Source organism: Cellulomonas sp. P5_C5 (assembly GCF_054049655.1).
Genome location: NZ_JBFULY010000003.1, coordinates 284,508 through 307,920, shown reverse-complemented (window position 1 = coordinate 307,920; position 23,413 = coordinate 284,508). Strand labels below are relative to the sequence as shown.

The following is a 23,413-nucleotide window of genomic DNA, read 5'->3' as shown; positions in this document are numbered from 1 at the left end:
GGCGACGTCGCCGCCCCACCGGACCTCTGGGTCGGACCGGTCAGCCGTTGTCCGCGGCGTAGCGCTCGTGGGCGCCGTTGATCAGGTCCAGGTAGCCCTGCAGGTTCTGCGACTCCAGCTCGCCGACGTAGGCGTCCCACTCGCTGAGGGGACGCTCGCCGAGGATGAACCTCAGCGTGTTGGTGTCGACGGTGTCCTTGAGCGGTGTCGCGAGGAGCGAGGCCTGCTCGAGCTCGGCCTCGTCCAGAGGGGCCGGCGGGAACGGGTCACGCGGCGTGCGCGTGGACAGGACCGAGTCGATGTACTCGACGTACTGGGGAGCGTTGTACGACTCCTTCAGCGCGCGGGACTCGGTCGAGCCGGCCAGGACGTCGTTGGAGTAGCCGAGGTCCTTGAGGATGTCGGTCTCGGCGCCCGGGTTGATGCTGAACGCGTCCAGGGAGAAGGCCGGGTTCAGCGTGTACGTGCCGTCGGCCTTCGTGTACGTCTCGCCCTCGACGCCCCAGCGCAGCAGGTCACGAGCCTCGGGGCTGTAGTACAGCCAGTCGAGGAACTGCAGCATCGCGATGAAGTTCGGGTGGTTCTTGGCCTCGGACGTGAGCATGAAGCCGTTCCAGAAGTTGCGCGGCTCGACGACCTGTCCGGCCTCGCCGCCCGGCGGGGCGATCTGCACGACCTCGTAGTTCCCCTTGCCGACGGTGGCGTCGAGCGCTGTGGAGAAGTCGTTGACCGTGCCGTTCGCGCCTGACGCGGCGAAGACCTGCCCGGCGGCGAACTTCTCGGTGACCGTGCCACTGCCGTCGTTCGCGGCGGTGAAGGACTCGGTGTCGAGCAGGCCGTCCTCGACCAGGCCGTGGAAGTACTCGACCATGTCCTTGTAGCCGTCGTTCGTGGCGGCGTAGACGAACTCGCCCTTGTCCTCGTCCCAGAAGGTGCCGTTGCCGAAGCCCCAGCCGGCGACCGTGCCGAACGCGTGCGCGGCGTAGTTGAGCATCGACGCGCCCTCGAAGCCGTCCGCCAGCGGGGTGCTGTCGGGGTACTTCGCCTTGATCTTCACCAGGCCGTCCCGCAGCTCGTCCCACGTCTCGGGGACCTTGGCGCCCACCTCGTCGAAGATGTCCTTGCGGATGAGGACCGTGAAGGTCGGGACGGAGACCTCCTGCAGGCCGGGCGTCATGTAGTACTTGCCGTCCGCCTGACGAAGGTTGTCGACCATGTCGCCCAGGTCCCACTCCTTCACGTACTTCGTGAAGTTGGGCATGTACTTCTCGTAGTCACTGAGGGGGAGGACCGCCCCGGACGCCGCGAACTGCTGCTCGTCACCCGTGTAGATGAGGGGGATGATGTCCGGCGCGTCGCCCGAGCTGATGAGGAGGCTGCGCTTCTCGACCGCGTCGCTGAACGGGATGTTCGTCAGGTCGAGGGAGACGTTGGTGCGCTTCTCGATCTCGTCGAAGACCTCCCACGAGTCCGTGATCGGAGTCTCGGGCCAGTCGGTCCAGAGCATCGAGAAGGTCACGGGCTCGGTCGCCTTGAAGGTCGTGTCGGCGGCGAAGGTGCTCATCGAGGCCGCGTCGTTCTCGCTCGCGTCGTCGTCGCCCGAGCCGCCGGAGCCGCACGCGGCCAGGCTGATCAGGGCCGTGGCCGCGACGAGCGCCGTCGCGCGCTGCCGTGCACGGTGGGTCAGGCGAGGTGCCAGGTCAAGCTTCATGTCTCTCCTTTGAGAACGTCGCGGGCGCCGTCGCCCGAGATCCATGCCGCCTTGAGGTGCGAGGGGGCCACACCGGTCGCGTCGAATTTTAGCGTTAAAATAGGAGCAACCTCCCGCAGAGTCAACCCTTTGCGCGACTGTCGTGAACCTGTGACCGACTCGTGACCGGAGGAGGTGTGGGACCACCGGCGCGCTACGGCGCGCCCGGCCGCGTGGGCAGTCCCCGGGCTTCCGGGATGGTGCGTTTTATCGATATAGTCTGCGAACTCGCGCAGCGGCGGTCAGATGGTCGAGGCCTCGCGGGGTCTCCCGCCTGACACAATCCCCGCAGGAGGATGCCGATGGTGACGATGTCTGACGTCGCGCGCGAGGCGGGCGTCTCGGTCATGACCGTGTCGAACGTGCTCAACGAACGTCTCCCCGTGGGCAGACCGACCCGGGAACGGGTCCTGGCAGCGGTGGAGGCACTCGGGTACGAGGTGAACCTGACCGCCCGCCACCTGCGGGCGGGGCGGACCGACACGGTCGCGCTGATCGTGCCCAGCTTCCACGACTACTTCGGCGAGGTCGCGGACCAGATCGCCCCGCTGGTCGAGGCCCACGGGCGCCACCTCGTCCTGGAACGGACGAGCGCCAGCGCGCAGCACGAGATGGAGGCGGTCAGCGTCGCGCGGCTCCAGCTCTACGACGGCGTCCTGCTCTCCGTGGCCGGGCTCGACCCCGAGCAGCTGAGCCGTGTACGGACGTCGAAGCCGATCGTGCTCCTGGGGGAGCGCGACGTGCCCGACCACTTCGACCACGTGCGCCTCGCGAACGAGGAGGGAGCGCGGCTGGCCACCGCGCACATGATCGAGCGCGGCTCGCGCCGCATCCTGGCCCTGGGCTGCACGCTCGACCAGACCCACATGATGACCTCGGACCGCCGGGTCGGCTGGGAGGTCGCCCACCGCGACGCTGGCCTCCCGGTCGACGAGCGGTACGTCGTGCCGATCGCGACCTACTCCTCGGACGCCGCCCGCACCACCCTCCTCGACGTCATCGCGTCAGGCCTGCCGTTCGACGGCATCTTCGCCGCGACGGACGTCATCGCGCTCGGCGCCGTGGCCGCACTGGCCGACCGAGGGCTGCGCGTGCCGGACGACGTCCAGCTGGCGGGGTTCGACAACCTCGAGGTGTCGAGCTTCGTCCCGCCGGGGATCACCTCCGTGGACCCGAACCACCGGGGGGTCGCCCAGCACGCCGTCGGCCTGCTGCACCGGCGGATGGCGGGCGGCGACGGCCCGGCCGAGCACGTCGTCGCCCCGGTCAGCCTGGTGGTGCGCGGCTCGACCCGTCGCTAGACCGGCCCACCCCGGAGCGACCGCCCGCCGCGGCCGGGCTCCGTCCACGTGTCATCGAGAGGACCACCGTGAGCACCACCCCGACCGCCGTCATCGACCTGGACCTGCCGGGGGCGACGATCTCCCGGCACGTCTACGGGCACTTCGCCGAGCACCTGGGCCGGTGCATCTACGGGGGGTTCTGGGTGGGTGAGGACTCCACGGAGCCCCACGTGCGCGGCATCCGCACCGACGTCGTGGACGCCCTGCGCGCGATCTCGATCCCGAACCTGCGGTGGCCGGGCGGCTGCTTCGCCGACGACTACCACTGGCGCGACGGCATCGGCCCGCGTGCGGACCGACCCCGGATGGTGAACTCGCACTGGGGCGACGTGGTCGAGGACAACGCGTTCGGCACGCACGAGTTCATGGACCTGTGCGAGCTGCTCGGGGCCGACCCGTACGTGTCGGCGAACATCGGTTCGGGCACCGTGCGCGAGATGAGCGAGTGGGTCGAGTACCTGACGCGGGCGGACGACTCGCCGATGGCGGCTCTCCGGCGCACTAACGGGCGCCAGGAGCCGTGGCGGGTGCCGTTCTGGGGTCTCGGGAACGAGGCCTGGGGCTGCGGCGGGAACCTGCGCGTCGAGCAGTTCGCCTCGCTCGCCCGCCAGTACGCGACCTACGCGCGCAACCAGGGCGGCAACACGCTCACGCGGATCGCCGCCGGGGCGAGCGACGCGGACTACCACTGGACCGAGACGCTGATGCGGTCGCTGGGCGATCTCGCCGCCGACCCGGCGACCCCCGCGGGGCCGTTCCAGGCCGTGTCCCTGCACTACTACACGATGAGCGGCCCGTGGGCCGACAAGGGTGACGCGACGGACTTCACCACCGACGAGTGGTACCTGACGATGGCGCGTGCACGCTACATCGACGAGCTGCTCACCCGGCACTCGACGGTCATGGACCGCCACGACCCGCACCGCAAGGTCGGGCTCGTCGTGGACGAGTGGGGCACGTGGTGGAACGTCGAGAAGGGGACCAACCCGGGGTTCCTGTACCAGCAGAACACCCTGCGCGACGCCCTCGTCGCCGCCCTCCACTTCGACGCGTTCCACGCCCACGCCGACCGGGTGGTGATGGCGAACATCGCCCAGACCGTCAACGTGCTGCAGGCGATGATCCTGACGGACCCCGACACCGGCGCGCTGGTCCTCACCCCGACGTACCACGTGTTCGCGATGAACACCGGCCACCACGACGCCGGCGCTCTCACCGTGCACCTGCGCGACGTGCCGACCCGGCAGGTCGAGGGCTCCACCGACCTGCCGCTGGTCTCCGCGTCCGCGTCCGTCAAGGACGGCACCGCGCTGGTGTCGCTGTCGAACCTGGACGCCGACGCCCCGTGCACCCTCGTCCTGGACCTGCGCGGCCGCGACGTCGTCGGGCACACCGCCCGCGTGCTGACCGCGCCGACGCTCGGCGCGCACAACACCCCCGAGCAGACCGACGCCGTCGCGCCGACGTCGCACGCGGGGGTGCGCGCCCATCCGCGTGGCCTGGAGGTCGACCTGCCGGCGCACTCCTACGTCACCGTCGCGCTCGAGCTCGGCTGACCCCACGGCCGGTCAGCGCCGGCCCGGTCGCGGCGCCCCGATCGCGCGGACGAGCGAGCGGGGCATCACCCGGGCGGCGCCGGACCCCAGCCGGTACCGCAGGCTCGGAGTGGAGATGACTGCGCCGCGCCGCACGTCGGCAAGGGCGGTGGCGACGACGCGGTCGGCGTGCAGCCAGGCGACCTCCGGCAGCCACGTCATGTCGATGCCGGCGCGGTCGTGGAACGTGGTGTGGACGAACCCGGGGCACACGACGGTCGCGGTGACCCCGGTGCCCCGCAGCTCGACCGCCAGGCCCTCGGTGAACGTCCGGACCCACGCCTTGTGCGCGGAGTAGGTGCCGAGCGTGATGAGCGCGGCGACGGACGCGACGTTGAGGATGGCGCCGCGGCCGCGGGCGGTCATCTGGCCGACGGCCGCGTGCGACAGCACGAGGACGGCGCCGACCATGAGGTCGAGCACGGCCTCCTCGCGCTCGACGTCGCCGCCCACGAACCGCTGCCCCGGAGCGGCGCCGGCGTTGTTGACGAGCAGCCCGACCGGGCGCTCGGTCGTCCGGAGCCGCTCGGCGACGCGCTCGACGTCGCTGCGTACCGACAGGTCCGCGACGAGGATCTCGACGCGGATGCCCGCAGCGCCCGCCAGCTGAGCGGCCAGCCGCTCGAGCCGCTCGGAGTCCCGGTCGACGAGGACCAGGTCGTGGCGAGCGGTGGCGAGCTGCCAGGCGAACTCGAGCCCCAGGCCGGCGGCCGCGCCGGTGATCAGTGCGGTACCCACGGCACCACCGTAGGGGCGGGAGGGCTCTGCGCGCGGAGGGTGAATTGCCCGCAGAACGTCGGGCCGAGGTATCCGCGTTTCCGGTGGCTGCTCGTTCAGTCAGGCACCTCGGCACGATGCGATTCCACGCGGCACGGAGGTTCTGCTCTCCGTGCCTTCCTGCTTTCCGGTACCCGGACGAGCACGAACGGAGAGACCGATGAGATTTCCGCGGATCACGATCGCCGCCGCCCTCGTCGCCGCCGCCCTGGTGGTCCCGGCCGCCGCTGCACCGCTGGACGCGCGGCCGGTGGGCGTGATCGGCATGGGGCACGAGGGGTACGAGATCACCGGCGTCCATGACGCTCATCTCGGAGCCGACGGCGTCCCGGTGATCACGATCCATCGCGGGGAGCGACTGACGTTCCAGAACGACTCGCGGTGGGTCCACATCATCGGTCCCGGAAAGCGCGGGCTGCTCACCGACCCGGGCCACGGCGCCATGACGCCTCTGAAGATGCTCGAGGAGAACGACGTCTTCAGCACGCACGCGTGGATGGCGGAAGGCACGTTCGACCTCACGTGCACGGTGCACCCCGACATGAACGCGAAGGTCGTCGTCGTGCCGTGACCACGAAGCGTGCCGACCGACCCGGTCGGCCGATCGACATCGACACCCCGGGGGGAGGGGAAAGCCATGAAGTCACTGCTCAAGAGCGCGAAGCACGCGAAGTACGTGCTGGGTTCGCTGTCGGCCGTCATGTTCGCCGTCGGCGCCGGGAACGGTTTCTGACCGTCACCCCAGACTGTCCGCCCGGGCATCGGGTCGGGCGGACAGTCTCCGACCTTCGTCATCAGGACAGGAGCAAGCCGTGCTAGAGACCGGAGTTCGCCAGCTGCGGATGGCGCTGAGCATGGTGTGGGGCCGACCGTTCAACACCGACTCCCTGACCCGGCTCGTGGGCGACGCGGTCGCCACGGTCGCCGAGTTCGGCGAGCTCGGCCTCGAGGCCCGGGAGGTGATCGAGACTCCCTTCGCCGACGAGGCCGACCGGATCGACCACGCGGACCGGTCGCTCCGGCGGACGGCGCGCCGGCTGGCGGAGCTGTCGCCCTTCTACGCCGAGTGGTTCGCCGCCCACGGTTTCGAGGTCCGCACAGCCGACGCGACGACGCTGCTCGACCTGCCGGTCACCACCAAGGACCACCTCATGAGCCGCCCGCGCGACTTCCTCTGCCGCGGCAGCCAGCCGCACCTGGCCACCCGGACGACGGGCACGACCGGTCGTGCCCTGGAGGTCTGGCTCTCCCGGTACGAGCTCGAGGTCGCCGCGGCACTCGGTGCCCTGAGCGCGGTCCTGCACGACGAGCTCCACGGCGGCGACCTGATGCAGGTGCACGTCAGCTCACGGGCGACCGCGGCGGTGCAGCTCTCCGCCATGACGTGCCGCCTGGTGGGTGCGCGCTGCCGGGTCCTGGGCATCATCGCCGTCGAGGACGCGCTCGACGCGCTCGCCGGGAGTGCCACCACGATGTCGGTCAACGCCAGCTATCTGGCCGAGCTGGTCGTCGCCGCCCAGCGCCGAGGTCTCGGCCCCACCGACTTCCGGCTCCGCCGCATCGACTGCGTGAGCGAGATCCTGTCGCCCGCTGTCCGCGCCGCCGCCGAACAGGTCTTCGGTGCTCCGGTGTCGGACAACTTCGGCATGACCGAGGTCATCCCCGTGACCGGCACCAGCTGCTCGGCGGGGCACCTCCATCACGACCTGACCATGGGGCACGTGGAGGTTCTCGGTCTCGGGTCGGGCGCCGCGGCCACGCCGGGGGAGCTCGGCTCCCTCGTGGTCACGCCGTACTTCCCGTACCGGGAGTGCATGCCGGTCCTGCGGTACGACACCCGCGACGTCGTGCGCCAGCTCCCCGGACCGGTCGACTGCGAACAGGCCGGCATCCCTGCCACCAGTGCCGTGCTGGGCAAGGCGAGCCAGCTGATCGAGGTCGCACCGGGACGCGTCGTCACCCCGCGCGAGCTCGTCGAAGCGGTCGAGGACCTGCCCAGCAGGCCCTGGCCGGCCCGCTTCCACGCGGAACCGGAGGACGGTCGGCTGCGCATCGACCTGCCGGCGGGCGCGGTGGCCGGGCTGAGCAGCGCCGGGCTGACCGACCACTTCGCCGAACGCGGCCTGGATGCTCGGGTGCGGGTCCTGGAGGACCATCGGGCACCGGGCCTGCGACGGGTGCGCAGCGACCTGCGCGAGCTCTCCTTCGCCGCTCCCGAGCCGGTGGGAGCCTGAGATGTCGACGCCGACCTCGACCACCCTCCCCACCGTCCTGGCACTGTGCGTGGCCATCACGGCGACGCTCCTCACCGTCGCGCTCTGCGTCCTGTACCTGCGACGCGTCCGGATGGACCGGCCGGCGATCGGCGCGTTCAACGGCTCGGACATCGTCGTCCTCTTCGGCTTCATCGTCGCGCTGCCGCTGCTCTACCTGATCCTGCCGCTCACGCCGCTGCTGGTCGCCCTGGGCCTGACCTTCACCTCGGCCCTGGTGATCGGGCTGCGGCCGATCATCGGGCCCGCCGCCACGTGGATCGTCGTCGGCGTCGTGATCGCCGCCAACATCTGGATGGGCCGGACGATGCTCGGCACCGTGGTGGGCTGGCAGCTCTTCTGGATCGAGAACGACATCCTGGTGGTCTGCGCGGCCGTCACGACCGCGAACCTCTACGTCCAGGGCGGGATGCGGCTGCGGCACGTCGCCTGGTTCGGCCTGATCCTGGCGGTCTACGACGCCATCTTCACGTTCGTCTGGCCCGTCACGAACACCCTCGCCCAACGCTTCATCGGGTGGCCGTTCGACCCGTCCGTGGGATTCCGCATCGGCATCTACAACGCGACCATCGGCCTGGGCGACCTGCTCGTCTACGGCCTGTTCGTGATCGCGGCGCTGAAGGCCTACGGTCCGCGGGCGGCGCGGGGCGCGACGGTCATCGCCGTGCTGTGCGGTGCGGTCGTGCCGGCGCTGCTGCCCGTCCTGACCGACGTGTTCATCGACGCCCGGACCGATGTCATCGTGCCGGCGCAGGCGGCGTTCGGCCCTGCGGCCTTCCTGTACTACCGGTGGCTGCGGCGCACGTACGGACCCGAGCGCACCATGGAGGGCTACCTCCGAGAGCGCGACCTCGTCGACCGCCCGCCGACGCCGGCACTGGTCGGGAGCGTGCCGTGATCGCGGCCGCGGGCCACTGGTGGCAACGGCACTGGGCGACGGTCGTGCTGGCCTGCGTGGCGCTCGGCACCGGGCTGTGGCTCGGGATGTCCGGGCCGCTCACCTCACCCGTGAACCAGCTACCGAGCACGGCACCCGTCGCCGGGCCATGAGCACCGACCGCAGGCCCGGCCGCGTCGCGTGGGTGCTGATCGTGCTCGGGGCCCTGGTCGCCGCGTGGCCGGTCCGGCCGTCGGTCAGCGGAGACATGCTCGTCGCTCACGTCTCCGGGATGCTCGCCGGGTACGGCGCCGTCGTCCTCGTCGCGCTCATGTCGCGGTGGCCCGTGATCGAGCGTGCCGTCGGCGCGGACGAGCTCGCCCGGTGGCACGCGCGCGGCGGCCGGCTGGTCATGGCCCTCATCGTCACCCACGCCTGCGCCGCGGTCGTGGTCTGGGCCAGGGTCCGTGGCCTCGATGCCTGGAGCGCCACGATCGAGGTGGTGCGCATGCCCGGAGTGGCCGCCGCAGTCGTCGCCGTGCTGCTCCTCCTGACCGTCGCCGGCACCTCGATCCGCCGCGCCCGGCGCAGGATCCGCTACGAGACCTGGCACGGCATCCACCTGCTGAGCTACGCCGCGGTCGCCGCCGGGTTCCTCCACCAGCTGGCGGGGCCGGACCTGGCAGGGCGCCGGGCGGTGCAGGTGGGCTGGTCGCTGCTCTACACCGCAGCGTTCGCGCTCGTCGTGCAGTACCGGCTCCTCGTGCCGCTCCGCACGGCGGTGCGGCACCGGTTGCGGGTGGCGGACGTGGTCACGGAAGGCGCCGGCACCGTGTCGATCACCGTGGGCGGGCACCGTCTCGACGAGCTGCGCGCCCAGCCGGGCCAGTACTTCCGCTGGCGGTTCCTCACCCCGGGCACCTGGCGCAGCGCCCACCCGTTCTCGCTGTCCGCGCCGCCGAACCACGACGGGTTCCGTCTCACGGTCTCGGCGCGGGGCGACGCGACCCGCGCGCTGCAGTCGATCGAGCCCGGTACGCGCGTCGTCGCCGAGGGCCCGTACGGGATCCTGACCGAGCGTCGGCGCACCCGACGCGACGTCGTGCTGATCGCCGGCGGTGTGGGGATCGCGCCGATGCGAGCGCTGTTCGAGACGTTGTCCATCCCACCCGGTGGCGACGTGCTCCTGCTGTACCGGACGGCCGACCCCGAGCGCGCGCTGCTCGGCGACGAGCTCGACCGGCTCGCGCTCCGTGCCGGCGCCCGGCTCCACTACCTGACCCAGCCGGGTGGGGGAGAGCTCGCGGCCGCCTCCCTGCTCGGCCGGGTGCCCGACCTGGTGACACGGGACGTCTTCATCTGCGGGCCGCCCGGGATGACCCGCACCCTCATGGCGGACCTGACCCGTGCCGGGCTGCCGCGAGCACACCTGCACGCGGAGGGCTACCACTAGGTCGCCCGTGCCGGCCGGCGTGGCCACTAGGCTCGCGCCTGCCCACGACGGCAGCACAGCGAACGAGGAGTGGTCGATGACCGAGGTCCAGGAGGGGTCCGCGTCGTCCGTCGGCGTCCTCACACTTGCCGGGCCCGTGCCTCGCTTCGCGCCCGCCGAGACGGTGCTGTGGGTCGTGGTCGCGCTTCTCGTCGGCGGCGTGCTCGCGACCGTCGGGGGCGTGGCCGTCACCCCCGCGGTCGGGATCGTGGTGGGGCTGGCCGTGCTCGTGGTCGTGGCCGCCATCCTCCGGGACGCATGGTCGCGGAGGTCGAACCCGACGTTCCGGGCCGTCCGGCCGCGTGACGTCGTCCCGGGCCAGTGGGTCGTCCTGGGCGGCAGCCGCACGCAGGTCGCCCGCGTACGGTCGGTGCACACCGACCGGCTGGTCCTCGAGGTCGGGAACACAGTCCGCTCCGAGCAGGTCGGTCGGGCGAACCACGTCTGGGCGAGCCCCACGCCGCCCCTGGAGGGTTCGTACTCGGCCGTTGCGGAGCGGGCCCCGAGCGCCGGTGACCGCGTGAAGGCTCAGCGCGTCGAGAGCAGACGGGCACGGGCTGCCGAGAGCGACGGCGCCGGTGACGTCTACAACGACGGCGGCAGCGCCGGCGACTGAGTCTGCCTCTGGCCGGCGCGGACCGCCGGAGCGGACGACGAGAGTCGAACCGCATGACCTCTCGGCCCGGACCGCTCAGACCTCGATGTAGCTGAACGGCGCGTACGCGTTCAGCACGTCGGCCGGCATCTCGTAGAGCTGGGAGTCGGGCTCCTGCGTCCACAGGTAGGGCCGGGCGACCTCCTCGGGCATCTCGACGACGACCAGGAAACCCTGCCCGGCGTAGGTCTCCATCTCCGCCCGGCGGCCGGGGTCGTTCCCGAGCAGCATGTGGAACCCGGGGTTGGACGGCGAGCCGGTGTCAGCGGAGAAGCCGTCTCGTTCGATCAGCGCCCGTGAGGCGGGGTCTGCCAGGTGGAAGAACCGCATGGCTCCACCATGCCAGGGCGACAACCCTTGTGGTCCGTCAGGTAGTCCAGGTGCTCGTTCGGCGGCACACCTGCTCTCAGGCCGGGTACTTGCCCTCGGCGCACCGAGTTCGGGGGACTCATGGGCACGTGCCAACGGCTGGGACGGAGAGGCGTCGCTGGAGATGGGTCCTGCGAATGCACCGGGAGCGGACGACGGGAATCGAACCCGCGTAGCCAGTTTGGAAGACTCGGCACGCCAGCCCTCTGACCTGCACTGCAGGTGCTGATTCATCGCCAGTAGGAACTGGTTCGGCACTGAGCGATGAGAAGCGTCCGATGGTCGCGACTCGGAGAGGCGGACTCCACTAGACGATGCCACGCCGGTCACGCGGCACCTTTGCCGGCCCGGTGGTGCCGAACCAAGACTCGGCTCCCTTCCCGCCGTCTGCTCGATCGGAGGTGGCTCAGGTGGCGGGGCAAGGTCCGGGGCTCCTCCTACTCAATCTCTTCCAATTCACTCTTGACGAACGCCGCGTGCGTATCAAGACCCGCGCTGTCAAGGTACGGATCGGGAAACTCGAAGCCGTCGTCGTCAAATTCGGATCTCGCGGTCCACCGGTTGCGGGTACGCCCCGCGAGCTCTGATCCCGACGGTCAGCCAGGCGTTGTCGCCAGGGTGCAGCGTCGCGCCCCACGCTCCCGACGCGATGGTGGCGATCTCCCGTCGGTCCGGTCCGTGTCTGAGTGCGACGCCAAAGTAGAGTCGGCGTGCCTTCTCGTCGGGCGTGATCGCTGCGGCGACGAAGGCGAGCATTGGCCCGGTGAGCTGGTCGCTGGTGCGGTCGTCCGACGCGTGTTGAGCCATGTCCGGATTGTCGAGGGCCGCGGGCGGTGCTGACCAGGGGAGGCGCGGGACCGGCGTCTGTCGTCCCGGGAGCAACCGGTCACCACCGCCGGCGGGAGGGAGTACACCGAGGACCAGATTCCTCGCAAAGTTTCCGGTATGGGTTTCGCACCAGGCTTGCGGGCGGCTGGGCACGCGAGGAGCCTGGTAGGAGCCCAGGGGGAGCGACGATGAGCGCGGATTACGTCCAGGCCGTCCAAACAGCGGCAGGAACACCGCCCCCAGCGGCGTCGCCCTCGAGCGCCAGCCCTCCGATGCTCACAGCACCGGTTGCCGTGGCTGGCCCTGTGGTCGGCCCGGTGGATGACCCCGCCGAGCGCGCCGCGGACGTGCGGGCGGGCGAGGCCCTCGCACGCCTGCGACGGTTCCCCGACAGCGGCACCGTCATCCCTGTGGGTGCACCCGCTGCTGATCCTGGGAGGAACGTGCGTCGCTTTCCAGTGCCCGTCGCGGGCGCGCGGATCGGCGTGGCCGGCATGTATCACCGACGCCGACTGCGTGCTCCTTTCCTGGCGTGTGCATGAGCACACGGAGCGGCCCGGCCCGAGGAGTCAGCGTGGAACCGACGGTGGTGTACGTGCACGGCATCGGCAACAAGCCGAGGCGTGAGGCGCTGGTGGCGACGTGGAACACCGCGCTCGCGCTCCAACCCGCGGTCAGCGCGCAGATGGCGTACTGGGCGGACCTCCGGTACGCGAGCCCGCTGCCCGACGGTGGGCTCGAGGGCTTCACGGACGGCGGTCTCGCGGCGGGCGCCGGCGCCCTGGAGGCCGGTGGGGTCGAGCCCACGGAGGCGTTCGTCGAGAAGACCGCCGTCGAGCTCGGCGGCCTCGACGCCTCGGCCGCCCCGCTCAAGGGCGTACTCGAGCGGATGGCCTATGCCGCCGACGCCGCCGCGTCCGGCTCCGACTCGCTGCCCGACGACTTCGAGGTCATCCCCGGGCCGAAGTTCCTGCGGGTGGCCGCCTTCCGCGCGCTCGTGAAGGCCACGCTGCACGACGCGCACGCCTACTTCTTCGACCAGGCCCAGGCCGAGGCGATTCGCGACCGCCTGCGCGCGGTGCTCGACGACGCCCAGGGGCCTGTCGTCGTCGTCGCGCACAGCCTCGGCACGGTCGTCGCGTACGACGTCCTCAGCGAGCCGCGGTTCGCCGGGCTCGACGTGCCGCTGCTCGTGACGCTCGGCAGCCCGCTCGGCATCCAGGAGATCCAGGACCAGGTCAAGGGCCGTCCGCTTGCGGTGCCCCCGTCGGTCGGCGCGTGGCTCAACGCGGCCGACGCGGCCGACGTCGTGGCGCTCGACCCGACGATCCGCCCGGAGTACCGCCCAGCGGACAAGTGCTCCGACGCGCTGGTGGTGAACCGCAGCGCCAACCGTCACGGCATCGCGGAGTACCTGGCGGCCGACATCGTGCGGCGCACGATCGCGAAGCACGTCGGGCGACCGGTCTGAGTCGATGGCGCTCACCGGACGGCAGTGGAAGCAGTTGAGCGACGCGCTGCGGCAGGCGTTCACTCTCGCGCGCTTCGACGAGCTGCTGCGCTACTCGCAGAACCGCAACCGCGAGGACATCGCGCTCGGCGGCGACTACCAGGAGATCGTCTTCCGGGTCATCCAGACGGCGGAGGCCGAGGGCTGGACCATGAGGCTGCTCGCCGCGGCGCGCGAGGCTCGGCCGGGCAACGCGGAGTTCCTCGCCGCCGCGATGGACCTCGGGCTGGCGTCCGCCACCCCGGACCTCGAGACGCGGGTGCGCCAGGACGCCCCGTTCGTCGACGTCACCGCGTGGCGCGAGACGCTCGGCCGGCGTGAGGCGCAGGTGTGCCGCGTCGAGGTCGACGCCGGCGTGCACTCGGGCGTCGGCACCGGCTTCCTCGTCGGGCCCGATCTCTGCCTCACCAACCACCACGTCGTCGCGGCGGTGCTCCACGGCCACGCGACTCCCGCCGACGTCATCCTGCGGTTCGACTACAAGCGTGCGCAGGGGGTCGTCGTCAGCGCGGGGACGGAGCTGCGGCTCGCGCCGGCCGACTGGCTAGTCTCCTCGGCGCCGCCCAGCGCCGCCGACTCCGCGGCGGACGGCTCCCTGCCGTCGCCGGACGAGCTCGACTACGCCTTGCTGCGCCTCGCCGGGCGCCCCGGGGAGGAGGCCGCCGGTCGCGCCGTCGCCGATCCGCAGGCGACGCCGCGCGGCTGGTTCGGCGGGCTCGGCCAGGGACCGGCCGACGGGTCGCCGATGCTCGTGCTGCAGCACCCCGAGGGCGCGCCCCTCAAGCTGTCGCTCGGCTCGAGCGGCTCCGTCAACGCCAACGGCACCCGCGTGCGCCACCTCGTCAACACCGAGCCCGGCTCGTCGGGATCGCCGTGCATGGACGCACGGCTCGACGTCGTCGCGCTGCACCATGCGGGCGACGGCACCCGCCCCCCGGGGCCCGGCCCGGCCTCGAACGGCGCCGTGCCTCTCGGCGCGGTCGTCGACCACCTGCAGCGCACCGGCTGCACCGAGAAGATCCTCACCCCCAGCGTCTAGGTGGCCCGTCGATGCCCGCCCTCACCCTCACCGGAATCGTCATGCAGCACCTTGCGTACGCCCTGGCCGTGGCGTATCCCGAGCGCAGCGCCCTGCAACGTGTGCTCTTCGAACGGACCGGCCGACGCCTGAACGACATCGTCAGCGTGAACGTCGGCAACACCGACATGCGTCAGCAGTTGCTCATCGCCGCAAGCGACGGCGGCTGGGCGACGGAGGTCTTCCAGCTCCTCGAGGACAGCGAGGAGCTCAGCGTGCGGCAGTACGTGCGCCTCGCGCGGAAAGCGTTGGACGTGGTGTCGAACGCCGTGGTCGCCGGCGAGGATCCGTTCCTCGTCCACCGCGTCGCCGGCCGGCCGTTCCTCGACCGCACCGAGCTGCGCAAACAGCTCACCGAGCTCCTGGCGCGCGACGAGAAGCGGGTGCTCGTCGTCACCGGCGAGCGGCCGTGCGGCAAGACGTACGCGTGGCCGTTCCTGGACACCCTCGGCCGGACGCACGGGTTCGACCCGGTGCTGATCGACGTCGCGAGCCTGCCCGCCACCGAACGCATGCCGGTCGACGTCGTGAGCAACGTCGCGCGGCAGCTCGGGCTGCCGAGGCTGCCCGAGGTCGACCTGCTCGCCCAGGGCGCCAGCCAGGCGCAGCGGCTGTTCACGTGGCTCATCGGCGAGGCACGCCTCGCGCGGCAGTCCGGCGCGGCGTCGCGCTGGCTCCTCGTAATCGACAGCCTCGACAAGTTCCCGCTGCCGGCCGAGACGGAGGAGCTCTTCGTGCTCATGGGCAAGGGCGCCGCCGAGAACCGGATCGCCGACCTGCGGGTGGTGCTGCTGGGCTACGAGCACCAGCTCCCGGTCGACCTGTCGAGCTGGGTGCTCACGGACACGTTCAGCGACATCGACGAGCACGCGCTGCGCGACTACTTCGACTCCCTCCTGAAGACAGCGCTCGGCGGCGGCATCGGCCCGATGAGCGCCGACACCGCCATCGAGGACGCGGTGCGGCAGGTCGAGGAGGCGCTCGCCGGAGCCGACCGGGTCGACCGGTTCAGCCGCCTCGCGGCCGAGGTGGACCGGGTGGGACGCGCGCTCCAGGACGCGAGGACCCGGTGATGAACGCGACCGGCTGGATGCGGCCCGCCGGGGTGGGGCCCGGGCTCGCCGACGCGCCCGACGCGCTGCACGCCTATCTGCGCGCCGCGGCGGTGCTCTCGAACTTCGACCCCATGGAGTTGCGGCCCCTCGACGGCGCCGACGACCCGAAGGCGCTCGAGCAGCTCCTCGAGCTCAGCGAGCCCGTGTTCTCCCGGCGGATCCCGCCCGGGCGCTGGCAGCTGCCCGACTCGCTGCGCCGGTCGGTGCTGCGCTCGATGCGCGGCACGCCGGACCTGCAACGCGCCGTCGCCGCGACCACGGCGACCGACACCCCGGAGCAGGGAGCGCTGCGCCGCTACGTCGAGGGCGCCGCCGCGCCGATCGAGGGCCAGGCAGTCGAGGAGCTGCGCGCCAGCGCCCAGGCCGTCGCCTGGCTCGACGGGGTCGTCGACGGGCTGCCGTCGCTCGGGGACATCGGGGCGCGCCTCGCCCTGCTGGAGCTGCTGGCGCCGCTGCGCCGGCTCGTGGGCGACCACTTCGCGGGGCGCGAGGAGGTGCTCGACCGGCTCGCGGACCACGTCGGTGTCCTGCCCCCCGGCAGCCGGCTGCACTCGGTGCGGCGGCGCGTGCGCGAGGTGCTGTCGCTGCGCGACCACCCGCCGCTGTGCCTGTGGGGGCCGGGCGGCGTCGGCAAGTCGACCGTCCTCGCGAAGTTCGTGCTCGACCACGTGGACCTCGCCGACGACCAGGTGGCGTTCGTCTACGTCGACCTCGACCGCGCCGGGCTCACGGTGTACGAGCCGCTCACGTTGCTGCACGACGGCCTGCGCCAGCTCGCGTTGCAGTTCCCGTCGATCCGCGACGAGGCGGAGGAGCTCCGGCAGGAGTGGGCGGAGGTGATGGAGGCGCCCGACGTCAGCACCTACAGCACCGCGGTGCTCGGCGCGCACCACCCGCAGGGGCCGCGCGCCACGGGCGTCGACCGCGGCCAGTTCTACGCCCAGTTCGCCCGGCTGGTCGCGGCGGCGGCGCCCGACCGCCCGCTGCTGTTCGTCGTCGACACCTTCGAGATGGCGCAGCGCCGGGGCGCGGACGTCGTGGCCGACGTGTGGGCGTTCCTCGACGGCCTGCAGGCGAACGTCCCGACGCTCCGTGTGGTCGTCGCGGGGCGCAAGGGCCTGCGCGAGGACGGGCTGCGCAGCAGCGATCTCGCGCTCACCGAGTTCGACCCCGCGTCGGCGCGCGCCTACCTCAGCCGAGCCCTCGGCGGCGCGCTCGCGCCGGATGACCCGGTGCTGCGCCGCGTCGTGGCGATCGTGGGCCGCAACCCGCTGAGCCTCGGCCTCGCCGCGCAGCTGCTCCAGCTCGAGGGGGTCGACGCGCTGCGGGCCGGCGAGGCGCACCTTGTGTTCCTCCGGCTGCACGAGGGCCAGCTCCAGGGCGTCCTCTACCGCCGCATCCTCGACCACATCGAGGACCCGGTCGTGAAGAAGCTGGCCTACCCGGGGCTCGAGGTCCGCAGGATCACGCCCGGGATCGTGCGGCACGTGCTCGCCGGCCCGTGCGGGCTCGACGTGCCCGACGACGACGCCGCGCGCGAGCTCGTCGCGGCGGCCGCGCGCGAGGTCACACTGCTCGACCGCGCCGACGACGGCTCGCTGGTCCATCGCCCCGACGTGCGCCGGCAGATGCTCGCGACGCTGCGCCAAGGTGACCCGGCGCGGGTGCGCGCGATCGACGAGGCCGCCGTCGCCTACTACGCGCAGGCCGACGACCTCACCTCGCGCGCCGAGGAGATCTACCACCGGCTGGTCCTCGACCAGCCACGCGAGGTGCTCGACGCCCGGTGGCTCGGCGGCATCGAGCACCACCTGTGGGGCGCGTTCGAGGAGCTGTCGCCGAACGGCGCCGTCTACCTTGCGTCGAGGCTCGGCACCGCGCTGTCCCCGGAGCTCACGAGCCAGGCGGAGCAGAGCGTCTGGGAGCGGCACGCGCAGGCCCACGCCGCCCGGCTGCTCGAGCGGGAGGATCCGGCCGGGGCGCTCGCGGTGCTCCGCGAGCGCACGAAGCGACTGCACGGCAGCCCGCTGCTCGCGCTCGAGGCGCGCGCGCTCGAGGACCTCGGCCGGTTCGAGGAGGCCAGCCACACGCTGCGGCGCGCGGGTGCCGAGGCCAGCGACCTCGGGCACACGCGTGACGTCTTCCGTGCCCTCTACGGTCAGGCGCTGCTTGCGCACCGGCTAGGTGACCGCGCCGGGGCGCTCGCGCGGCTCGAGGAGTGCCGTGTCGTGGCCGCGCGCGTGGACGAGCCCATCGACAACCTCCGCCTCGCCACGCTCAACCTGCTCGTGCACGAGGCGGCCGGTGACGTCCGGGAGATGGACCGGGTGCACCTCGCCGCGGTCCTGGCCGACACTCCCCGCGCCGAGCTGCGCCGCGACCGCAGCCTGCTCGCGGAGGTCGCAGCCGCGGTCGGCGGCATGGACTCGCAGATCATCGGCGAGGCGCTGCGCGCCGTCGGGCTCCAGTCACTGCTCCCGGTGGAGCGGCGACGGCTGGCGCAGGTGCTCGCGCGGTGGGACGCACGGCTCGACGGCCGGCTGGCCGACGCCGCACACCTGCCGCCTCCCGAGTCGCCGTCGGAGCCGGCCGAGGACCCGGGAGCCTGGGAGCTGTGGCTCGAGGCGTCGACGCTGCCCATGGTCGCCGGCTGGATCGCGTCCGCGCTGTCGTCCTACCCGGGCGGGGAGGACGTCAGCGCGGAGGTATCGCGGCTCTACCGCGCCTGGCTCGACGAGGGGGCGAAGCCGTCGGCGCCGCCCCCACAGGACAAAGCGTCCAAGCGGCGCGCGAAGCGGTGAGCCGCGGCGCCGCGGCGGGCTCGGGCTGCCCGCGCCGCCCGGCCGGAGTCTTGCGCGGCTTCCTGGTCGGCGCGACCGCCCGTGTACCTCCCCTCATTCGTCCCCGTCAGCTGAGTGCTGCCCGGGTCTTCCTGAACAGCCGGTCGTAGGTCGCGCCGGAACCTGCACGACAGCTCATCGACCTGAAGAGACGCAGCGGTGGGATCACAGCAGCCTCACGCCTCTTGTCCGGGTTCGGTTTCGAGGCGGTCCGAACACCGCCGCGGTGCGAAGGTCGATGGCGATTGCAGGGCAGACGTTCGTGGAACGAGTGCCAGCCGTAGCGCTCGCCAGGTCCTGGCTGCACCCCGCCGCGCAAGCCGGCACGAAGCTCCAGGACTGACGCCAGAACTTCATCGGGGGCGACACCGGACCCGCTGCCCCCACCCACCACCGGCAGCACCGCGGAGATCGACGGCTGACCATGATCGGGCACCACGACAACGACGGGTGCGTCGTCCGGGTAGAGCAGAAGCTCGGCTCGAATTTCGCCCACAGTCATCGCGACGTGCTCGGCGACGACCGGCGGTGGAGCGGTCGGCGAGACCATGGGCGACTGCTCGATGAGCGCCTTCTTCCATCCCGGTGGGGTGGCCAGGGCACGCCCCACGCGGTCAGTTGAGCCTTGCTCCAGCCGCCGGCAGGCGACTTGGCCGCGTCGATCTCTTCCTGGGAGCGGACGACGGGAATCGAACCCGCGTAGCCAGTTTGGAAGACTGGGGCTCTACCATTGAGCTACGTCCGCACGGGTCGTGGCTCTGGGAGCCATGACCGCGGCACCCAGGGTACCGGGTGCGCGAGGGCGCAACGTGCACCTCCCTCGGCCCCCGGGCCCCGTGCGGTGCGCCGGGATGTGGCGCAGGTTGGTAGCGCGTCCGCTTTGGGAGCGGAAGGTCGTGGGTTCGAATCCCGCCATCCCGACAGAGAGCAGGCGGAGCGGCTCCCACCGTCGGCCGCCCGGCGGCGACACACTGACCCCGTGCTGCACCTGCGGATCTCGATTCCGGCGGACCTCACGAGCGGCGTCGTCGACGTGCTCGAGCGAGCGCCCGCGGTGAGCAGCCTGGCTGTCTTCGACGGAGCGTCGCGACGGCCCGTGGGCGACGTCGTGCTGGCGGACATCGCCCGGGAGGCGGCCAACGACGTGCTCGACGAGCTCCTGGCGCTGGGCGTGCAGCGCGAGGGCACGCTCAAGATCGAGCCGGTGGACACCTGGGTGTCGCAGCGAGGGTTCGACGCGGAGCAGCTCGCGCCCGGCAGCAGCGCCGACGCGGTCGTCTGGATCGACGTCACCCGACGTGCGTACGCCGAGTCGGAGCTGAACTGGACCTACCTGAGCTTCATGTGCCTGGCGACGCTCATCGCCGCGATCGCGATCGTGCTCGACTCGCAGATCCTGATCATCGGCGCGATGGTCCTCGGGCCGGAGTTCGTCCCGATCGCCGCCCTCGGCATCGCGCTGATCCGCCGACGGTTCCACCTGCTCCGTATCGCGCTCTGGACGCTGGTGGTCGGGTTCCTCATCGCCATCGTCGTGACGTGCGTGGCGGCGCTCGCGGCCAAGCAGCTCGGCTGGGTGACGCTCGAGCAGGTGACGGCGCCGCGCCCGGACACGGCGTTCATCTACTCGCCGGACAAGTGGTCGTTCATCGTCGCGGTCATCGCAGGGGCCGCCGGGGTGCTGTCGCTGACGTCCGCGCGGGTCGGTGGTCTGGCGGGAGCCTTCATCTCGGTGACCACCGTGCCCGCGGCGGGCAACGTCGCGCTCGGCCTGGCGTTCGGGCAGCTGGCGGAGGTCCGCGGCAGCGCGCTGCAGCTCGGCGTCAACATCGTGGGGATGGCCCTCGCGGGCTGGCTCACGCTCCTGTTCCAGAAGACGGTGTGGAACCGCTTCGCCGAACGTCGCGAGAGCCTGCGGGAGAGGATCCTGCGGCGACTCTGAGGCGGGGACGTATCAGGGCGAACCGCCCGGAGTCTTCGTCGGGGAACGCCCCCGTCACCCTCGGAGAACCACGATGAGCAGGATCCTGTTCGCCCTCACCCCGGTCACCGGCCACGTGCGACCCGCGCTGCCGCTGGCCCGCGCCCTCGTCGACGAGGGCCACGAGGTCGTCGTCTACACCGGCCGCACGTTCGCCCAGGCCGTCACCGCGACCGGCGCCAAGCATGCGCCGATCGTGCAGGGGCGGGACCTGGACGACGCCGAGCTCGACGCCTGGTCGCTGGCCCACGGTGCGCCGGCTCCCGGCATCAAGCGCCTGCAGTGGGACGTGCTCCACCACTTCGTCGCCACCGTCCCCGGGTTCCTGGCCGACCTCGACGGCGTGGTCGCCGCCGAGCGTCCGGACGTGATCGTCATGGACAACGGGTTCATGGCCGGAGCGATCGCCGCACGACGCCATCACCTGCCGTCGGTGCTGTTCTCGGTCTCGCCCCTGGCCCTCTCGAGCAAGGACACGGCGCCGTTCGGCATGGGCCTGCAGCCGCCGCGGACCGGTCTCGACGGCCTGCGGTACGCCCTCCTCGACTGGGTCACCCGCAAGGTCGTGTTCCGGGACGTCCAGCGGGCGGCCGAGCGGATCGTCGCCGACGCGGGTCAGCCCGTCCCCGACGGCTTCTTCCTCGACTGGGCCCAGACCGAGGTCACCCGCGTGCTGCACCCGTCGATCCCGTCGTTCGAGTACCCGCGCAGCGACCTGCCGGAGCACGTCGAGCTCGTCGGGCCGTACCTGCCGGCGGGCGTCGACCGGTTCGACCCGCCGGCCTGGTGGGACGACGTGCTGGCGGCCCGCGCGACGGGTCGGCCGGTCGTGGTCGTCACGCAGGGCACGGTCGCCACGGACCCGGAACGGCTCCTGTGGCCCGCGATCGACGGCCTCGCCGACGAGGACGTCCTCGTGGTCGCGACCACGGAGCCGGACGACACGTACCCGGCGAACGTGCGGGCAGCGGCGTTCGTGCCGTTCGACCGGCTCCTGCCGCTCACCGACGTCCTGGTCACCAACGGCGGCTTCGGCGGGGTCCAGCAGGCGCTCGCCGCGGGTGTGCCCGTCGTCGTCGCCGGTCGGACCGAGGACAAGGCCGAGGTCGGGGCGCGGGTGGTGTGGTCCGGCGCCGGTCTGACCTTGCCCACCGACAGGGTCACGGGCGGCACGACGGCGCGGGCCGTCCGCGACGGGGTGACCCGGGTGCTGGACGACCCGTCGTTCGCGCGTCGGGCGGGGGAGCTCGCGCACGAGTACGCGCAGTACGACGGCATCGCGCGGACGGTCTCGGTCGTCACGGAGGTGGCGGGCGGCGGACAGTGAGGGCGTGGGCGGTCCCACAGCCTCCCGGCTTGGGACCGCCGCTCCCCGTGGCGTAAGGTCGAGGGTCGCCAGCGTGCGGTCGTCGGCCCCTTCACGGGGTGTGGGCGACGGCGTGCGGCCCTGAACCAACGGAGATCGCCGGAGTCGCCGGCGCCCGCCCCGATCAGTTGGAGACCATCGAAGTGAAGAGCGCCGTCGAGACCCTGGAGCCCACCAAGGTCAAGCTGACCGTCGAGGTGACGTACGACGAGCTCAAGCCGAGCATCGATCACGCGTACGAGCACATCGCCCAGGACGTCGTCGTCCCCGGGTTCCGCAAGGGCAAGGTGCCGCCGCGCATCATCGACCAGCGCGTCGGTCGTCCCGCGGTGCTCGAGCACGCGATCAACGAGGGCCTGTCCGGCTTCTACGCCGAGGCCGTCCGCGAGAACAAGCTGCGCCCGCTGGGCCAGCCCGAGGTCGAGGTCACCAAGGTCCCCGGCCTGACCGCCGCGCCCGCCGGCGAGGAGGGTGAGCTGCACTTCACCGCCGAGGTCGAGGTCCGCCCCGAGATCACGGTCCCCGCGCTCGATGGCATCGCCGTCACGGTGGACGACGTCGAGGTCTCCGACGAGGACGTCGCCGCCCGCCTCGACGCCCTGCGCGAGCGCTTCGGCACGCTGGTCGGCGTCGACCGTCCGGCCGCCGAGGGTGACTTCGTCGTCATCGACCTCACCGCCACGATCGGCGACGAGCAGGTCGACAACGTCTCCGGTGTCAGCTACCAGATCGGCTCGGGCAACATGCTCGAGGGTCTCGACGAGGCGCTCACGGGCCTGTCGGCCGGCGAGTCCACCACGTTCGAGACGGCCCTCGCGGGCGGCGACCACGCCGGCGAGACCGCTCAGGTGAACGTCACGGCCACGACGGTCAAGGAGCGCCAGCTCCCCGACGCCGACGACGACTTCGCCCAGCTGGCCAGCGAGTTCGACACGCTCGAGGAGCTGACGGCGGACCTGCGCACGCAGGCGTCCAGCATCAAGGCGTCGAACCAGGCCGTGCAGGCCCGCGACCTGCTGCTCGAGCAGCTGCTCGCCGGCACGGAGATCCCCGTCCCCGCGGGCGTCGTCGAGACCGAGGTGCACCGTCACCTCGAGGGCGAGGGCCGGCTCGAGGACGACGAGCACCGTGCCGAGGTCGGCGAGCAGGCCACCACCGCGCTGCGCAACCAGATCCTCCTCGACACGCTCGCCGAGCAGCTCGAGATCAAGGTCAGCCAGAACGAGCTGCTCGACTACCTGGTGAACGCGTCGCGCCAGTACGGCATGGACCCGAACACCTTCATCCAGACCATCGACAAGCAGGGCCAGATCCCGACGATGGTCGCCGAGGTCGCGCGGTCCAAGGCGCTCGCCGTCGCGCTGCGCCGCGTCGCCGTCACCGACGGCTCCGGCCAGGCCGTGGACCTGTCGGAGTTCATCGGCTCCGACGCCGAGGACGCCGCCGAGGCCGCGGAGATCGCCGGGGCCGCTGAGGCGCCGTCCGACGCTGCGACCGACATCGCCGCGTTCGACGTGTACGACGACGAGGTCGAGACGGCCGAGGACACCAAGGCCTGAGCACT

Annotated in this window: 20 protein-coding genes and 2 tRNA genes; 16 read left to right on the top strand and 6 right to left on the bottom strand. The window is 72.0% G+C overall.

Going from position 1 to position 23,413, the window contains the following annotated elements; genetic code table 11:
• Positions 1 to 40 precede the first annotated feature (40 nt).
• Positions 41 to 1,711 (bottom strand): ABC transporter substrate-binding protein, encoded by a 1,671-nt coding sequence (locus ACXJKF_RS04795; protein ID WP_456786590.1) that lies wholly within the window; start codon positions 1,709 to 1,711, stop codon positions 41 to 43.
• A gap of 341 nt (positions 1,712 to 2,052) precedes the next feature.
• Between ACXJKF_RS04795 and ACXJKF_RS04790 the strand changes: the two genes are divergently transcribed.
• Both ACXJKF_RS04790 and ACXJKF_RS04785 read left to right on the top strand, forming a co-directional pair.
• Complete coding sequence (locus ACXJKF_RS04790) at positions 2,053 to 3,051, top strand: LacI family DNA-binding transcriptional regulator (RefSeq protein ID WP_456786589.1); 999 nt, start codon at positions 2,053 to 2,055, stop codon at positions 3,049 to 3,051.
• A gap of 68 nt (positions 3,052 to 3,119) precedes the next feature.
• Complete coding sequence (locus tag ACXJKF_RS04785) at positions 3,120 to 4,649, top strand: alpha-N-arabinofuranosidase (protein ID WP_456786588.1); 1,530 nt, start codon at positions 3,120 to 3,122, stop codon at positions 4,647 to 4,649.
• Between the two features lie 12 nt (positions 4,650 to 4,661).
• Here the strand turns inward: ACXJKF_RS04785 and ACXJKF_RS04780 are convergent, their stop codons facing one another.
• The gene (locus ACXJKF_RS04780; RefSeq protein ID WP_456786587.1) at positions 4,662 to 5,426 is read right to left on the bottom strand and encodes an SDR family NAD(P)-dependent oxidoreductase; all 765 of its coding nucleotides are present in this window, start codon (positions 5,424 to 5,426) and stop codon (positions 4,662 to 4,664) included.
• A gap of 199 nt (positions 5,427 to 5,625) precedes the next feature.
• On the opposite strand from ACXJKF_RS04780, the gene ACXJKF_RS04775 reads away from it, so the two are divergent.
• The 6 genes from ACXJKF_RS04775 to ACXJKF_RS04750 all read left to right on the top strand — a co-directional run bounded on the left by ACXJKF_RS04775 (position 5,626) and on the right by ACXJKF_RS04750 (position 10,723).
• A complete protein-coding gene (locus tag ACXJKF_RS04775; RefSeq protein WP_456786586.1) occupies positions 5,626 to 6,036 on the top strand; it encodes a cupredoxin domain-containing protein in 411 nt (136 codons plus the stop codon).
• Between the two features lie 241 nt (positions 6,037 to 6,277).
• On the top strand, positions 6,278 to 7,699 hold the full coding sequence (locus ACXJKF_RS04770) for a phenylacetate--CoA ligase family protein (RefSeq protein ID WP_456786585.1): 1,422 nt from the start codon (positions 6,278 to 6,280) through the stop codon (positions 7,697 to 7,699).
• 1 nt (position 7,700) lies between these two features.
• Entirely contained in the window at positions 7,701 to 8,636 is a 936-nt protein-coding gene (locus ACXJKF_RS04765) for a hypothetical protein (RefSeq protein WP_456786584.1), read from the top strand.
• Positions 8,633 to 8,788, top strand: a complete 156-nt coding sequence (locus tag ACXJKF_RS04760) for a hypothetical protein (RefSeq protein ID WP_456786583.1) — start codon at positions 8,633 to 8,635, stop codon at positions 8,786 to 8,788. Before ACXJKF_RS04765 ends, ACXJKF_RS04760 begins: the two co-directional genes overlap by 4 nt.
• Positions 8,785 to 10,068, top strand: a complete 1,284-nt coding sequence (locus tag ACXJKF_RS04755) for a ferredoxin reductase family protein (protein ID WP_456786582.1) — start codon at positions 8,785 to 8,787, stop codon at positions 10,066 to 10,068. The genes ACXJKF_RS04760 and ACXJKF_RS04755 overlap by 4 nt, the downstream gene beginning before the upstream one ends.
• A gap of 76 nt (positions 10,069 to 10,144) precedes the next feature.
• On the top strand, positions 10,145 to 10,723 hold the full coding sequence (locus tag ACXJKF_RS04750; protein ID WP_456786581.1) for a hypothetical protein: 579 nt from the start codon (positions 10,145 to 10,147) through the stop codon (positions 10,721 to 10,723).
• Between the two features lie 75 nt (positions 10,724 to 10,798).
• On the opposite strand, the gene ACXJKF_RS04745 is transcribed toward ACXJKF_RS04750, so the two are convergent.
• Positions 10,799 to 11,092, bottom strand: a complete 294-nt coding sequence (locus tag ACXJKF_RS04745; RefSeq protein ID WP_456786580.1) for a hypothetical protein — start codon at positions 11,090 to 11,092, stop codon at positions 10,799 to 10,801.
• A 573-nt stretch (positions 11,093 to 11,665) separates the two neighbouring features.
• Entirely contained in the window at positions 11,666 to 11,938 is a 273-nt protein-coding gene (locus tag ACXJKF_RS04740; RefSeq protein ID WP_456786579.1) for a hypothetical protein, read from the bottom strand.
• Between the two features lie 595 nt (positions 11,939 to 12,533).
• On the opposite strand from ACXJKF_RS04740, the gene ACXJKF_RS04735 reads away from it, so the two are divergent.
• From ACXJKF_RS04735 to ACXJKF_RS04720, 4 genes are read left to right on the top strand one after another with little or no spacing between them, the layout of a single operon-like run.
• Positions 12,534 to 13,430, top strand: coding sequence for a hypothetical protein (locus ACXJKF_RS04735; protein ID WP_456786578.1), 897 nt, complete (start codon positions 12,534 to 12,536; stop codon positions 13,428 to 13,430).
• A 4-nt stretch (positions 13,431 to 13,434) separates the two neighbouring features.
• Positions 13,435 to 14,508: an effector-associated domain EAD1-containing protein gene (locus tag ACXJKF_RS04730; protein ID WP_456786577.1), complete on the top strand. Its 1,074-nt coding sequence runs from the start codon at positions 13,435 to 13,437 to the stop codon at positions 14,506 to 14,508.
• Positions 14,509 to 14,519: 11 nt separating this feature from the next.
• A complete protein-coding gene (locus tag ACXJKF_RS04725; RefSeq protein ID WP_456786576.1) occupies positions 14,520 to 15,620 on the top strand; it encodes a hypothetical protein in 1,101 nt (366 codons plus the stop codon).
• On the top strand, positions 15,620 to 18,463 hold the full coding sequence (locus tag ACXJKF_RS04720; protein ID WP_456786575.1) for an AAA family ATPase: 2,844 nt from the start codon (positions 15,620 to 15,622) through the stop codon (positions 18,461 to 18,463). The genes ACXJKF_RS04725 and ACXJKF_RS04720 overlap by 1 nt, the downstream gene beginning before the upstream one ends.
• A 106-nt stretch (positions 18,464 to 18,569) precedes the next feature.
• Here the strand turns inward: ACXJKF_RS04720 and ACXJKF_RS04715 are convergent, their stop codons facing one another.
• Together ACXJKF_RS04715 and ACXJKF_RS04710 are read right to left on the bottom strand one after the other, a co-directional pair.
• Positions 18,570 to 19,052, bottom strand: a complete 483-nt coding sequence (locus tag ACXJKF_RS04715) for a hypothetical protein (protein WP_456786574.1) — start codon at positions 19,050 to 19,052, stop codon at positions 18,570 to 18,572.
• A 124-nt stretch (positions 19,053 to 19,176) separates the two neighbouring features.
• Positions 19,177 to 19,247: transfer RNA gene (locus ACXJKF_RS04710), tRNA-Gly, on the bottom strand.
• 102 nt (positions 19,248 to 19,349) lie between these two features.
• Here ACXJKF_RS04710 and ACXJKF_RS04705 point away from each other — a divergent pair.
• The 4 genes from ACXJKF_RS04705 to tig all read left to right on the top strand — a co-directional run bounded on the left by ACXJKF_RS04705 (position 19,350) and on the right by tig (position 23,408).
• Positions 19,350 to 19,423 (top strand) — tRNA-Pro (locus tag ACXJKF_RS04705).
• Positions 19,424 to 19,481: 58 nt separating this feature from the next.
• Positions 19,482 to 20,444, top strand: a complete 963-nt coding sequence (locus tag ACXJKF_RS04700; protein ID WP_456786573.1) for a DUF389 domain-containing protein — start codon at positions 19,482 to 19,484, stop codon at positions 20,442 to 20,444.
• Between the two features lie 73 nt (positions 20,445 to 20,517).
• Entirely contained in the window at positions 20,518 to 21,810 is a 1,293-nt protein-coding gene (locus ACXJKF_RS04695; protein WP_456786572.1) for a glycosyltransferase, read from the top strand.
• Between the two features lie 182 nt (positions 21,811 to 21,992).
• Entirely contained in the window at positions 21,993 to 23,408 is a 1,416-nt protein-coding gene (gene tig / locus ACXJKF_RS04690; RefSeq protein WP_456786571.1) for a trigger factor, read from the top strand.
• Positions 23,409 to 23,413 lie beyond the last annotated feature (5 nt).

Bases quoted from the DNA above. Each gene is read 5' to 3' on its own strand.
- ACXJKF_RS04795 (WP_456786590.1), bottom strand. From the start codon at position 1,711: ATGAAGCTTGACCTGGCACCTCGCCTGACCCACCGTGCACGGCAGCGC.
- ACXJKF_RS04790 (WP_456786589.1), top strand. From the start codon at position 2,053: ATGGTGACGATGTCTGACGTCGCGCGCGAGGCGGGCGTCTCGGTCATG.
- ACXJKF_RS04775 (WP_456786586.1), top strand. From the start codon at position 5,626: ATGAGATTTCCGCGGATCACGATCGCCGCCGCCCTCGTCGCCGCCGCC.
- ACXJKF_RS04765 (WP_456786584.1), top strand. From the start codon at position 7,701: ATGTCGACGCCGACCTCGACCACCCTCCCCACCGTCCTGGCACTGTGC.
- ACXJKF_RS04755 (WP_456786582.1), top strand. From the start codon at position 8,785: ATGAGCACCGACCGCAGGCCCGGCCGCGTCGCGTGGGTGCTGATCGTG.
- ACXJKF_RS04750 (WP_456786581.1), top strand. From the start codon at position 10,145: ATGACCGAGGTCCAGGAGGGGTCCGCGTCGTCCGTCGGCGTCCTCACA.
- ACXJKF_RS04745 (WP_456786580.1), bottom strand. From the start codon at position 11,092: ATGCGGTTCTTCCACCTGGCAGACCCCGCCTCACGGGCGCTGATCGAA.
- ACXJKF_RS04740 (WP_456786579.1), bottom strand. From the start codon at position 11,938: ATGGCTCAACACGCGTCGGACGACCGCACCAGCGACCAGCTCACCGGG.
- ACXJKF_RS04730 (WP_456786577.1), top strand. From the start codon at position 13,435: ATGGCGCTCACCGGACGGCAGTGGAAGCAGTTGAGCGACGCGCTGCGG.
- ACXJKF_RS04725 (WP_456786576.1), top strand. From the start codon at position 14,520: ATGCCCGCCCTCACCCTCACCGGAATCGTCATGCAGCACCTTGCGTAC.
- ACXJKF_RS04720 (WP_456786575.1), top strand. From the start codon at position 15,620: ATGAACGCGACCGGCTGGATGCGGCCCGCCGGGGTGGGGCCCGGGCTC.
- ACXJKF_RS04715 (WP_456786574.1), bottom strand. From the start codon at position 19,052: ATGGTCTCGCCGACCGCTCCACCGCCGGTCGTCGCCGAGCACGTCGCG.
- ACXJKF_RS04695 (WP_456786572.1), top strand. From the start codon at position 20,518: ATGAGCAGGATCCTGTTCGCCCTCACCCCGGTCACCGGCCACGTGCGA.